This is a genomic window from Rhodopirellula sp. UH5 (genome assembly GCF_056839225.1).
In genome coordinates, this window is record NZ_CM166390.1 from 2,781,233 (window position 1) to 2,795,452 (window position 14,220).

Genomic DNA, 14,220 nt, shown 5'->3' on the forward strand with positions numbered 1-14,220 from the left:
AGGCGACCTGCCAAGGACCGGATCGACTCGTCCGGAGAAGGAGACGCCAAGCGGGGAAGAGTTCGCTTTGCTCAGCGACTTTCGGCTCCCGTTGCATTAGGATAGGGGGACGATTTCGCCTCCGCTTGCCGCCTTCCTGCCCCAGCCCACCATGCGTTTCCCCGATCTGTTCACCGCGCGTGATGCGTCGCGTGCCGCCGCGTTGCAGTGGATCGCGAGACAGACTGTCGAGGGACTGACCGCGGGTCGCCACCGATCTCCGCACAAAGGGTCCAGCGTCGAGTTCAAAGAGCACCGCCCCTACGTCCCTGGCGATGAACTGCGGAACATCGATTGGCGTGCGTTCGGCAAAAGCGATCGTCTCTACATTCGCGAATTCGAAGAAGAGACCAATCTACGGTGCACGCTGCTGGTCGACCGCAGCGGCAGCATGCAATACGCCGGCAGCCGAGCGTTGCAACTGACAGACTCCCGGGCCTCCCTGGGCAATCGCAAGCAAGATTATGCGACCGCGATCGCCGCGGCGATCGCTTACATGATGCTCTCCAGCCAAGATGCGGTTGGATTGATGACGTTTGACGACAAGATCAGTGACTCGCTGCCACCGCGAACCATGCCGTCGCACCTCCAAGCCTTGCTTGCGATCCTGGCCAGTGATTCTGGTGGCGGTGAAACGGACTTGGGCACCGTCATCCGCCAAGCGATGCTGAAACTGCCACGACGTTCGCTGGTGGTTCTGATCTCCGATGGCCTCGGTGATCCTGAATCACTCGGCAAATCACTCGCGTCCTTGCGAGCTCAACGACAAGAGGTCGTGTTTCTACAAATCCTCGATCCGGATGAAGTCGACTTCCCCTTCCATGACCGAATCGAATTTCGCGATTTAGAGAACGGCGATCATCGTGAGATCATCGATTCGCGACAAATTCGTTCACGCTACATTGAGTCCCTGAATCGTCACAACGCGACGATCGAAGCAGCCTGCCGTCGCAACCGTGTCGACCATGCCATGATCACCACCGATGTTCCCGTCGTCGACGCGCTCGCGAGGTTCGTGACGCTGCGGCGTGGTGGTGGCATCAGCGGTTCACTGACCTTCCCCGGTTCCGTCTTGGCAAGCTCCCAACCGAATGCCTCGGCGGAGGGCGATTCTTCGAGATGAATTTCCTCAACCTCGGACTCCTCGCCGGCGCACTCGCATTTGTCGTTCCCCTGGCAATCCACTTGTTGTTCCGCAGTCGCTATCGATCGATGGATTGGGGAGCGATGTTCTTGCTTCAGGACGTCGTTGCGAAAAACCGCCGACGCATGCAGTGGCATCAATGGATCCTGCTGGCACTTCGATGTGCGATTCCGATTTTGCTGGCGCTCGCGATGGCTCGTCCATTGCTCTCGTCGGCTCGCGCCTTGCCTGGGTCCGAACCGCTGACGCTGATCCTGTGTGTCGACGACAGTCGCTCCATGCAGGCTGCCGGACGTCACGATCGCGTTCGAAAAGCAGCCACCGGACTGATTGAAAATCTATCACGCGGTGACGAGGTGATTGTGATTCGGGCCAGTCAGCTCACGGCGGCGTTCCAGCGATCCGCCCCTCGCGATGCTTTGGTCGGCTTGTCCGAACTTCCATTCGACGGTCCTCCATCGGACTACGTCCAAGCGTTGGACACTTGCCTGGACGCATGCAAGGAGGCCTCGCATCCGAATCGTCGAATTGTGCTTTGCGGCGACTTTCAATCCAACTGTTTGGCTGCTGGGAATCAATGGATCGATGCGGTCGAAGACGCTCGCGTTCAACTGGATCGCATGACACCGCCACCGCGAGTCGACTTCCTCAACGTTGCTCAAGCCGACGCCATGCTCGACAACTTGGTGGTGGAATCACTCGACGCCAACGCCCCAGCGGTTTTGAAAGATCGGTTGGTCAACTTCACCGCAAAGATCCGGAATGATTCAGATCGCTCCGTCAGTCGATTGACCGGACGATGGTTCTACGACGGGCAGACCGTGCAAACCGCAACCCTCGACATCGCTCCTCGCAGTTCATCCACTCTCTCGTTCACGCACACCCCGGAAACAGGTGGCGACCATTCGCTGGCATTCGCCGTCGAACACACGGACGCAATCGCGGCGGACAATCGTCGCAGACTTGCCATCCACGTCCTGCCCCAAATCCGGGTGTGGTTGGTCGATGGAAATCCATCCAACGAACCGTTGCAAAGCGAAACGGACTTCTTGCGTTTGGCACTCAGTCCCTTTGCCTTCGCGAGCGTCAATGAGAGTGCACGAGCAGACCAGAATGCTCGTTCGGATTTGGTTAGCAGCCGAGTCTTTTCGGGTTCGCGATGGTCCCCTGAACTGGCAACCCAAATGGACACCGCCGAACGTCCCGACGTCATCATCTTTGCCAACGTCAAACAGATCGACTCGCGAGATGACTCTGACAACAAGTTGCTCGAACAGTTTCTTGCTCACAATGGAAAGCTCGTCTTCTTCGACGGCGATCAAGTGGCCGCAGACCAGTGGAACAACGTCCCATGGTTGCCAGCCAAACTGGATCGACTCATCACCGCTTCGGACGTCGAAGCCGTCTTGGAGAGCGAGAACTCCGTCACGACGGAAGAACAAGACCGACTTGGATTCACCATCCAACCGCCGCGTGGCAGACAGAGTGTTTGGGGATCACTGCAAGAGGCCGGCGATGGCATCTGGGAAGAGGTTCGGGTTGGACGGTATCGTCGGTTGCTGATCGAAGATTCTGCCACGGAATCCACCCAGGTCTTGTTGCGAACATCGGATCAAGCCGTTTTAGCAGTTCGTCGATCCAACGTGATTCAGTTTGCCATTGGCTGCGATACAGAATGGTCCACGCTGCCACTGCGTGCGGTTTACTTGCCGATGATGCAGCAGCTGATACTGGACTTGGTAGGCAGCCAAGAATCCATGAACGTGGTGGCGGGCCAACCGATGCTGGTTCCAGGCCCGACAACCTCTTGGACGGTGACGTCGCCGGATGGTTCCAGTTCCGAATTCCAATTTCCTCTCGATGCAGCTCCTGAAAACGACGCTCCGAACATTTCATCGGGCGTTTTCAGCGACACCCAAATCGCTGGCATCTATCGTTTTCGGCCGAAGGCCCCAACCACGGAGTCCAGCGATGGCCCCGCCACGACTCTTCTTCGCGTCGCAGAAATCCCCGCCTCTGAATCGGATCTCCGAACGTTGGAACCCAGCCAAATCGAAACCTTCGCGGACCGTCTGCAAGCACGTTTGTTTGACACACCAGAAGACGTGGTGGAGGCGACCGCAACCGATCGATTTGGCCAAGAAATCTGGCGACCGCTGATGTTCTTGGTGCTGCTTGTCCTGATCGCGGAACTCCTCTGGCAACAATTTGCCGGGCGTCCCAAATCGGCCGCCAACGCTTGGAACGCTCCCGCCGCTTCCGCAGGGAGTCATCGATGATGACTGATTGTCCTCGATCGAACCTTGCCAGTTTGCGGTTTTCGTGGGATCTCCCGACTTGGGCAATCCTTGCCATCGCGATCCTCACCGGACTGGCTGCGGCATGGTTGTACCTGAAAGAAACCAGGCAACTGGCAGGCACCGCCGCCTGGGTGCTTCCTGCCCTGCGTTCGACCGCGATCATCCTCATCATTCTGCTCTTGGCTGGCCCGATTTGGTACCACCGCCAAGTCATCGGCCAGCCCGCCAGACTCATTTTCGCCGTTGACCAGTCGTTGAGCATGAGTGAACGAGACTCATCGGACCGTGAGTCCCCTGATCGCTTGCGCCGTTCTGTTGAAATGCTGTTCGGCAAAAATGAAAGCGAGGGTTGGATTCAAACGCTGCAATCGACTCACTTGATCGACGTGATGAGTTTTGACGCCACCGCTCAACCACGATGGAAGTCTTACGATCTCGACTCTGAGAGCGAACGCGAATCGACCGAAATCATCCTGGGTGAAGCCAACGGATCCACCACGAATTTGGCAGCTGCGTTGCGCCCCATGCTGCCGCGGTCAGGCAACAGGGATCCGGCCCAATCCTTCGTCCAGCCCGATGAACCGGCTGGCACCGCGGCCTCCCCACTGGCAGTGGTGCTGATGACCGACGGACGCGACTCCGCCGGCGTGGACGATGCCTCCGATTTGGCTTGGCAACTTTCGCAGTCGGGGTGGCAAGTTCACACGGTTGGTCTGGGCAGCGTCGACGAACCGACCGACATCGGCATCACCAACGTCCTGCATCCCGAGCGAATTGCTGCGGATGGTCGCCTGACGGGAACCATTGTGGCCAAGCACTATGGGGTAACCAACGACACGCTTCAAATCGAACTTCGATCGGGTGAGACGCTGGTTTGGTCCGACAGTTTTGTGGCCACCCAGGACGGACAAACCGAAATCGACTTTGACCTTCCCGTGGAGCCACTCACGAACCGTCTCGCCAACCAAGAAGCCCGAGGCGTGGACCGCGATAGCCTTGTCTTGCCCTTCACCGCATCCATTCGCAGGGCCGATCCCACCGTCCCAACCACCTTGGGCCAACCCGAAAACGATTCCTGGGATTTTCGAATTGCAGCGGCCAGTCGTGACCGTCGGCTATTGATCCTCGACGGCTCATCGCGGTGGGAAACACGTTATCTGCGGAACCTGTTCGCTCGGGATCCCGCTTGGCAAGTGAACACGGTTCTGTTCGGCCCGGGCACGGACTCCCCCCAAATTTCACGGGGGGACAACGACGGAGAGGTGCCGGCCACAACCGAAGACTGGAACCGATTCGACGCAATCGTGTTGGGCGAAGTTCCACCAGAACAATGGACCGAGGCGGACTCCGTTGGCTTGCGAGAATTCGTTCGTCGCGGTGGCGGACTCATCATGCTCAATGGTCGTTACAACCGTCTGTCACGAATCGAGTCGCTGAACGACCTGTTGCCCGTCGAATTCGTCGACCCTGCGGGCTCCTCCGAAAACAATGACCTGCTTCGATACCAACGACAACAACCATCCGTTCAGTCCATTGGCCCCACAGCGACGGGACGTTCTCAACCGGTGATGTTGCTGAGTTCTGAGATCGCGTCCAACGAGCAACTTTGGCGCAGCATGCCGGTCCCGGGCGTGATTCCCGTCACAACGGCTCGGGCGGATGCCGAAGTCTGGGCAGATGCTTTGGTAGAAGCAACTGAGACATCTTCTCCTACCGACAGCCGCGTCCCTTGGTTGGTCACCCGTCTGTTTGGTGCAGGGCGTGTGTTCTTTCTGGCAACGGATCAAACTTGGCGTTGGCGTTACAAGATCGAGAGTCAACTGCACGGCCGTTTCTGGAATCAGATGCTGACCGCCGCAATGCAACCGCCGTACGCCGTGCGGGACGACTATGTTGCGATCGGAACCGACAAAATCGATTACGACTCCGGCCAATCAGCACTGATCCGGGTCCGGCTGCTCGACAATGAAACACCGTTCGGCGAGGGAGCGTCCCCCAACACCCCGGCGACGGTGGATGCCTTGTTGATTCGCGACGACCAAATCGTTGCCACCCTTCCGATGAACCTTGACGACGAGTCTCGTCGAACGTACTTGGCCCAAACCGATTCTCTGCCGCCCGGTGCCTATCACGTGCGAGTTCGCGCCAGTGGCTATGACGCTTCCGCCTTGAAAGCAACCGCACCGATTTGGGTGGAACCGTCCCGCAAGGGTGAACTGGATCGTGTGGCGGTGGACGAGGACACTCTGAAAGAGATTGCGAGCGCCGGCGGTGGCACCTACGTCCACGAGTCGTCCGCAGAAGAGATGCTGAGCCAGCTGCTGCCGTTGTCTCGCGGCCAAATCATTGAAACCGACACGTTGATGTGGGAATCATGGTGGCTGTTTGTGGCCATCCTGGGACTTCTAGCCGCCGAATGGTGGATGCGTAAAAAGGTGGGATTGGTATGAGCGAACTGCCCTACGGAATGCTGGGCGAACTGCCCAGAACGAACCACCAGGCCCCCAGCGAACTGCTGCCCGCAACTCGCGATGCGCTGCGTGCCTTCGCCAGACGGCGTGCCACACTGCAAGCGTGTCGTGGTGTCGCCGTGGGCGTGACCATGCTGATCACCGCCATGATTGCCCTGGCGTTGATCGACCATTTTGTGCGTCCAAGCACCCTGCCACGCGTCTTGCTGAGTCTGCTTGCGTATGTTGCCGCAGGCTGGGCAGCCTACCGAAACGGAATCGCTTCCGCATTTCAAAGTTCCCCCGCCGAAGTCGCCGGAAGCTTTGAAATCGCTCAAAGCAAACTTCGCGGTCAAATCCTGTCCGCCGTCGAACTCAGTGAAGTCGACCATCTCAATGGCTCGCCTGACTTCAGACGGAAACTGCAATCGCATGTCGCCGATCAGATGGGCGATGTCGAAGTGCGACGCTTGTTGCCCTGGAAACTGATCCAACAAGCCTTGTGGGTGCTGTTCTCCCTGCTCGTCGCCATCACGGCGTTGGGATTGATCCCGACCCTGGAATTGCCACGGCGCTTCGCGCGCGTCCTGCTGCCAATCGCCCCCATCCAACGAGCCTCCCTGACCAAAATCCATTTGCTCCAACCCGACCCACCATCCGCCATGGTTGCCGAAGGGGATCTCGTCGGCGTGATGGTGGAAGTGGACCGTTTGGGCCGGTCCGATGTCTGGCTTGAAATCCGCGACGAACTGGGACAAGAACGTCAGCGCATGGTCCGACGTTCACACGAAGCCCTCGCGAATCAAACACACGATCAGGCAGCCTTGGACGCACCTCGGCTGCCAACCTATTCGGCAAATCTTCCGGTCCAGCAAACTTCGGTTGAATATCGAATTCTTGCAGGAGATGCGGAGACCCTGTGGTACACGCTGACCCCGCAACCTCGCCCGCGTGCGACTTCGTTTGTCAAAGAGTATCAGTACCCGTCGCACACCAAACTGCCAAACAAAACCGTCACCGAGAACCATGGTGACCTCACCGCGTTTGTCGGAACCAAGGTCACGATGCGAGTGGAATTCGATCAACCCGTTCGAGACGCGGAGATGCGTTTCTCTTCGCGCGGTTCTGGGTTTGCCTTGGCATCCGTTTCCCCCGAGGATCAGCAGTTCGAAATCACCGTTCCGATCTCAACCCCCGGCAGCTATCGCCTGGACGCAACGGGTTCCGACACGGGACTGAACAACCCCTTTTCGCCGAGATACACGATTGACCCCGTGATCGACCGCAGCCCCATCGCGGCGTGGGACGAATCGATTCCGCGTCGACAAATTGCCTCGCCAGCGGCGGTGCTTTCGTTGGTCGGACATTTGGAGGACGACATTCCGATGGACTATGCGATCCAGCAAATCCTGTTGGAAGGTGAAGGGCTGACAGAAACCAAGATTGATTTGAAAGATCCCAGTTCAGTCGTTCGCGTGGATCTGAACTGGGACCTGGCTCGTTTTGATGGACGCGAAAATGCGGATGCAAAATTGCCGTCCGGCAGTCGCTTGAAGACTCGACTGATCGCCGTGGATCGAGCAGGCCACCGCGGTCAATCCAATTGGATTGATATTTTCATTGCGCAGTTGGATTTTGATCCCGATCGACATCACGATCTGTTGGCTCACCAAGAACTCACACAACAAATCACGCCTTGGTTCGAAGAACTGAACCAGATCAGTCAAGGCATGCAAAACAGCATGAAAGCCGCGATTGAGTCCACGGACACTGAGTCGTTCCAATTGAATCCCAATCTTCCCGCTCAATTGCAACAGCTTCGTGTCCGGTGGGAATCGATTTCTGGATTCAATGCCTCGGCCGATGAAATCTCACCCGCGCCGGACGAAGCAGCGCCGACCTCCATTCGCAAACTTCTGGCCTCGATGGACGATCCGATACGAATCGACCAATGGTCGCGTCTGGATTCGGCTGCCACTTTTGCCCTCGAACAGACGTCGCTTCAATACAAAACTTGGCAGCAGATTGGCGAGCAATTCCCCAACGACGATTCCGTGGACCAACGCAAACGGCTTTCGAGCTCGCATGTTGGCAAACTAGGCATGCTCACTCGATTGACGTCGCGGTCGATCGAGTTCACGAAAGCGATCCTGGCCATCGAGCTCGCCATGGGACTTTCCCAGGACATGGAAACGATTCAAACCAGCGCCGCGATGCTCGGTGACGCGGATGCCAACATCCCCATCACCAGGCTGCCGGGACAAAGCGAGCTGCTTCATCAGCAACTGCAACAAATCAGTGACCTCCTGAAGTCGATGGAACCGGATCTTCCCGAAGAAGTGCAGCGACACCATGAGCAAATTCATCGCTTCGTGGATCAACGCACCCAGGTCATCTCGGACGCTCGTGACAAACTTCGCACGTCGCAAGATGGGAATGCGGAGCGTCCCTTCCGCGAAACCATGCAGCAAATTGCAGAGGAAGTCAAAGCGTTGCGAGTTCATAGTTTGTTGCACGGCAACGTGGCCAACCGAATCGCCGCCGCGATGAAGGAGTTCACCGCGGAATCCATGGGATGGGCTGGACAGCTCGCAACGCTGAATCGAATCGGCAAGCAATGGCACGACCAACAACGCAAATCGAAATCACTCGCCGAACGCGGCGACTCCAATGAATTGGCTGAATCCAAATCCGTGGAACGACTGCACCAGGAATCCTTTCAAGGTCTTCGCGACACCATCCTGAACCGCCTGCAACAAGCGGAACGTTTTGAAGAAGCGAGAAGCGATTCCCAGGTGACCGCCAGCTCGGACCTCGACCTCATCGCCCGGACCCTGGACGCCATCACTGCCGATGGATTCGTCTCGCCGGAAAGTTCGGACCTCGACGAGGTCGCATTTCATGACCAAGTCTCGAAAGCGGTGATGACGCTGGATGCAGGAAACCAATTGCATCGCTTCGAGAAACAGTGGCAGTTCGTGGCCGACCGAGAACGGTACCCAGTCAATTCTGCTGACGGGATCATCCATCAACCCATCCGACTGGAACACATCCAAGTCGCCAACGAAATCCCGATGGCGCAAGTTCGGCATCTCGGCCTGGATCCCCGTGTCGCCGACCCGCTGCGGGACACTCGTTGGAATCAAGACGCCAGCCAAGCCCGTGATCGATTGAACCGTCGTCGCTGGGAAAGCGAAACGCCAGTGTCAGCGGCCATCCCGATTGAGTCGATCCTAAAAACCTATCAATCCAGCTGGAAGGATCTCGACCCGATGATGGAAGAGGCGCGTGAATTCCTTCGCAGACTCACACCGAGCTTGTCCGACCAGGCACGTGAGGCAGCGGAAGAAGCCAAGCAACAGAGCGATGCCATTGAAGAAGACCAGTCCAAACGTCCCGAATCCCCCGAACAGGTCGCGACCGAGGCGGAATCCAAGTTCGACGATTTGAAGGAGCAAGTCAGCGCGATCGCCGAACAATTGGCGGACCGAGCCAACAACGCGGACTACTCCCAAGCGGACGACGCGCAGGCTGCCCGCGATGCTGACCAGGCCATCGCAGCGATGGAACAACAGACCGAACAAGTTGCCAGCCAGCTCCGTGAAAACCAACCGGAAGAGGCTTCGCAATCACTTGATGACCTTTCGAAAACATTGGAGACCATTGCGGACCACTTCGAAGCCATCGACGAAGGTGAAGATGCCTCCGAGACTCGGGACGCCCTCAATGAACTGACGCCCTCTTCGGAAGCAAACCCGTCCATGGACAACCAGTTCGACGCAGCGGAAGCGGTCGCCAAAGCCAACCAGATGACTCCCGAGCAATTGCTCGAACAACTTGAAAAGAAGCTGCCCACCGACCAACCGATGCAAGAATCGCTGCAGGACATCACGAAGCAGACGGTCCGTGCCGCCGAACAAATGATTCGCGAAGCGGCCAACGAAGAAACGTCGCTGCGTCGCAACTTGGAACGTTCTGACGCAGAGTTCTCGGAACAGAAACGAATCGCTCGGGACGAGTTGCGTTCCATCTCGGATCGCGCCGACGCCGTCGAGAAACACTTGCTGGCAATGGCAGAGCAAGCCAGTGGGTGGTCCAACGAAAATGCGACACAGCGAGCAATCGAACAGATTCGCGATGATCTCTCCCAAGCAACGCAAGCCAGCAAACAGGCACAGAACGACGCGGCCCTGTTGGACGACCTGCAAGACGCCAACCAATCCCTTGGCGAGGCGGTTCAGGATGCCGCGAAACAAACCGCAGCGATCAACGAGAAGGCTCGCCAGATGCAGAAACAATCCCTGCACAACAACGAGCAATCACGTGCCAAAGCGGCTCGACAACTGGAAGCAATGCAACGACGGGGAAAAAACCAATACCTGCAATCGCTTCAGAACGAGAACCAACAGTGGCACCGCAATGTCGATGAGGCGGGCCGCCGAATCCAACAAGCTCAAAACCAAGAACGCAATGCTCAGCGAAGCCTCGACCAGGCCAAGCAACAACAGAAAAAGCACCCTGGGGAAGAGTGGGCAGAAAAAAACGTGGCAGACAAACAAGCCCAAGTCGAAAACGCAGCAACCGCGGCGGCAGCCGCCAAGCAAACTCGCGATTTGGCTCGCGAATCGGAGCGTCAGGCGAAACAACGGTATGAAGATGCTCGCAATCGAGCGGTTGCCAACCTCGATGCTGCCAATCCCGCTGCTGAATTGCTCTCGCGTGTCACTCAGCAGGCCACCGAAGAACTGCAGGACCTCGCCGAATCACTCGATTCCAACCAAGAATCGCTCGCGATCGACGAATCGCTCGAACCGCCCGCGTCCTCGAATCAACCCCTTGCCGAGCAACAACAGCGACTTCAACAATCTGTCGCGATGGCAGCGGAAGAACTTCGCAGAGCAGCACGCCACGAAGCACGACTGGGCAACAGGACTTCCGCTGAAAAACTTGACGAGGTTGCCACGGAAATCGAAGCCGTCAGTCAACAACCGATGAACGCAGCCCAAGAATCCTTGCAGTCCGGTGAAGCCAGCCAAGCCAATCAGCAGCTCGCCCAAGCGGCCGAGCAACTGCAAGCGAAAGCAGATGCACTCGCCCAACAAGCAAGCAGCGATCCAGCCAACAGAGAAGGCGACTCCTCCACTGCTTCGGATGACGCCCCGTCTTCCTCGCAGAGTCAAAAACTCGCAAAAACACTGGATGAACTGGACCGAGCCCTCCATTCACCGCCCCCGGATCCGGCAGGCAGTGACGCCCAATCCGATCCCTCTCAGACATCGCAATCGCAGCAAACGCCTGAGAACCAAACCTCAGATCAATCGGCGGATGGTTCCGCGGGAGAATCCTCCTCCGAGGCGTCAGGCAGCCAGCAGGCCAATCAGCCCAACGCGCCGGCCAGCCCCGGTCAGCAGCAAACGTCGGGACAGGCATCCTCGACACTGGCGGAAGCGGCTCAGCAAGCCATCCGCAACCTGGCTCAACAACGCCAACGACAGTTGCAACAGATTGCACAAGCCGGCGATCCATCCCAGCCATCGGATCAAGATTCCTCGCAACCAAGCAGTCCCCAAGCGAACCATCCAGCCCGCGGCGAAGGGCAAGCACGTGACAACTCTCTGATCGATGCAAGCGATTGGAACATTGCGGACGGGGATTGGGGCGACCTACGAGAACGTCAAACCGAAGAGGTCATCCAAGACCGTAAAGTGCGTCTTCCGATGACGTACCGCAAAGCGGTCCAGGCGTACTTCGAAGCTGTTTCCGCCGAAGCGGCCAAGTCCAGTGAATCCAAACCACGATCGGACAGGTGATTCCTGTGAAAGTTCCTCAGCACGCCCCACTCGACCGCCGATCCTGGCTCGCCCGAGCCATGTTTGGTACCGGCATAACGTGTGCAAGCGCACTTGGGCCGGGGGCAAACCGGTTCCTCACTTCAGCCTCCGCAGAAGAGGACCTGACAGATCTCTATGTTGATGACGCCATTGACCATTCCGTGAACCAGGGCATCCAGTTCCTGTTGCGATTGCAGAAGGAGGACGGATCGATCGCCGATCGCGGCAATGCAACGGCGATGACATCGCTGGTGATCATGGCGTTCGCATCCATCGGAACGATTCCGGAACCAGCGACTCTCGAGGGTCGCGTGATGAGCCGAGCCATCGAGTTTGTGTTGCAACCTCGCAATCAAACGCAGGGGTACTTTGGCCATCACGATGGGTCTCGCATGTATGGGCACGGCATCACCACGCTGATGCTGACCGAGATATTGGGCATGGGGGCAACCATCGACCAAAACGAACGGATTCACAACGCTCTGGTGCAAGCGATCCAGGTCATCCTCCAATCGCAAGCCGTCTCCAAACCACAACGCCTTCAGGGCGGGTGGCGATACAAACCCGATTCCAGAGACTCCGATCTATCCGTTTCGGTTTGGCAAGTCATGGCCTTGCGATCCGCCAAGAATGATGGCCTGGACGTCCCCTCCGAAGCGATCGATTTGGCAGTGGAGTACCTGAAAGAATCGTACACGTCGCCATTGGACGAAAACGGACAACCAAGAGAAAAGGCCAGCGGCTTTGCCTACACTCCGGGAACACATCATCCCGCATTCACAATGACCGCGGCCGGTTTGCTCGCCATGCAAACCTGTGGCCAATACGACTCCCCCTTGGTTGCTGGGGCGGCAGCGTGGTTGCTCGAACACCCTCCTCGAACAAACGAGCGGTTCTTTTTCTACGGCATGTATTACTACGCTCAGGGCATGCACCAAATCGGGGGAGAAGCCGCGACCACAGCAGCCAAAATGGTTCCTGAGCTGTTGCTGCGATTGCAAGCCGACAACGGATCTTGGGTCAGTCACCAGGGCGAAGAACGCAATGTGGGGGTCGCCTACGCCACCGCCTTGGCCATTCTCAGCCTCAGCGTTCGCTACCATTACTTGCCGATTTATCAAAGATAATCGACCGCCATGGGGGTGCATTCCCACCGTGAATCGCGACAGATTTGCCAATCACTCAATCCCCACGAAACGAATTGGATTGACAACCGGAACGGACCTGGGAATACTACCGGCAACGTTGCGTGGTGCCTTTGATCCAAGGCTTGGATCCTAGGAAACAGGGAACTTCGGTGAGATTCCGAGACGGCCCGGCCGCTGTATCCGACGCGAAGTTGCTGACTCAGTGACTTCCAAGCAAACACTCCTCTTGTGCCATTGTCATTGATCGGAATTTTCCGTGACAGACGAGAAGGCGAGCGTTTGCGAGTTTGCGTCGGGAGTCAGAAGACCTACCACGAAACGGACGCTAAGTGATCTTCTTGGGCGAGATCGGCGTCGGGGCGAAATCCAATTTCGCTTGGCTGTTTCGTTGAATTCCAGTCCGAATGATCAAGGCGACTTCCGCGCGGGTATTTCCCGAGCGATGGGTCCGCATTCGAACTGACTCGATCGCTTTGCATGCTCCCGTCTCCTCGTTCGCATTGCCGCCGCTACCGAAGCGTTTTCGCGATGGGTTTCACCTTGGTGGAATTGCTGGTCGTGATCGCCATCATCGGCGTCTTGGTCGGTTTGCTTCTGCCCGCCGTCCAGGCCGCTCGTGAAGCCATGCGGCGTGCGTCTTGCCAAAACAATTTGCACCAAATTGGTTTGGCGTTGCACAACTACCATGCCGCCCACAACAAGTTTCCACCGGGTGCGATTGAGGTGCGACCTCAGTATCCCAATGGAAAACAATTGGCTTGGTCTGCGTTTGTGTTGCCGTTTCTGGAGCAATCAGGACTGCACGAACAAATCGACTTTCGGCTCGCGTTTGATGCTCCGGAAAATGAAGTCGCCGCGGCAACCGCCTTGCCGACCTTCCTGTGCCCCAGCACGCCGCGGACCGATGGACAGATCCAAGGTCGCGGGGCGTCCGACTACGGCGGGATCTACGGTCAGCGAATCACGGGCCGAAACGATCCCCCCAACGGGATGATGCTGCACGACCGAGCTCTCGCGATGCGCGACATCTTGGACGGCAGTTCGAACACCGTGATGGTCTCGGAGGATGCCGCGTTTCCGGATGGGCAATGGATCAACGGACGCAACTTGTTTGATCAAGCCTTCCCGATCAACCAAGCCCCCGCATTTGAAAACGACATGCGTAGCTTTCACGTCGGTGGCGTGATGGTCCTTCGCGCGGACAGCTCGGTCACATTTTTGACCGAGCAACTCGACCTAGAGATCCTGGCGGCGCTCTGCACGCGCGCCGGACATGACGACGCCACCCTGTAACACATCATTGAATCA

The 14,220-nt window shown here is 57.6% G+C and carries 6 protein-coding genes and 1 riboswitch; all 6 genes read left to right on the forward strand.

Annotated features, from left to right (window positions below):
* Positions 1-151: 151 nt before the first annotated feature.
* The 6 genes from UH5x_RS09965 to UH5x_RS09990 all read left to right on the forward strand — a co-directional run bounded on the left by UH5x_RS09965 (position 152) and on the right by UH5x_RS09990 (position 14,205).
* Positions 152-1,162, forward strand: coding sequence for a DUF58 domain-containing protein (locus UH5x_RS09965; protein ID WP_482635573.1), 1,011 nt, complete (start codon positions 152-154; stop codon positions 1,160-1,162).
* Positions 1,159-3,462, forward strand: coding sequence for a BatA domain-containing protein (locus tag UH5x_RS09970; RefSeq protein WP_482635574.1), 2,304 nt, complete (start codon positions 1,159-1,161; stop codon positions 3,460-3,462). Before UH5x_RS09965 ends, UH5x_RS09970 begins: the two co-directional genes overlap by 4 nt.
* Positions 3,459-5,933, forward strand: coding sequence for a hypothetical protein (locus tag UH5x_RS09975; protein ID WP_482635575.1), 2,475 nt, complete (start codon positions 3,459-3,461; stop codon positions 5,931-5,933). The genes UH5x_RS09970 and UH5x_RS09975 overlap by 4 nt, the downstream gene beginning before the upstream one ends.
* Positions 5,930-11,743 (forward strand): peptidase, encoded by a 5,814-nt coding sequence (locus UH5x_RS09980; RefSeq protein ID WP_482635576.1) that lies wholly within the window; start codon positions 5,930-5,932, stop codon positions 11,741-11,743. Before UH5x_RS09975 ends, UH5x_RS09980 begins: the two co-directional genes overlap by 4 nt.
* 59 nt (positions 11,744-11,802) lie before the next feature.
* Entirely contained in the window at positions 11,803-12,891 is a 1,089-nt protein-coding gene (locus UH5x_RS09985) for a prenyltransferase/squalene oxidase repeat-containing protein (RefSeq protein ID WP_315852654.1), read from the forward strand.
* 106 nt (positions 12,892-12,997) lie between these two features.
* A riboswitch (cobalamin riboswitch) is annotated at positions 12,998-13,242 on the forward strand.
* A 147-nt stretch (positions 13,243-13,389) separates the two neighbouring features.
* Entirely contained in the window at positions 13,390-14,205 is an 816-nt protein-coding gene (locus UH5x_RS09990; protein ID WP_047815503.1) for a DUF1559 domain-containing protein, read from the forward strand.
* Positions 14,206-14,220 lie beyond the last annotated feature (15 nt).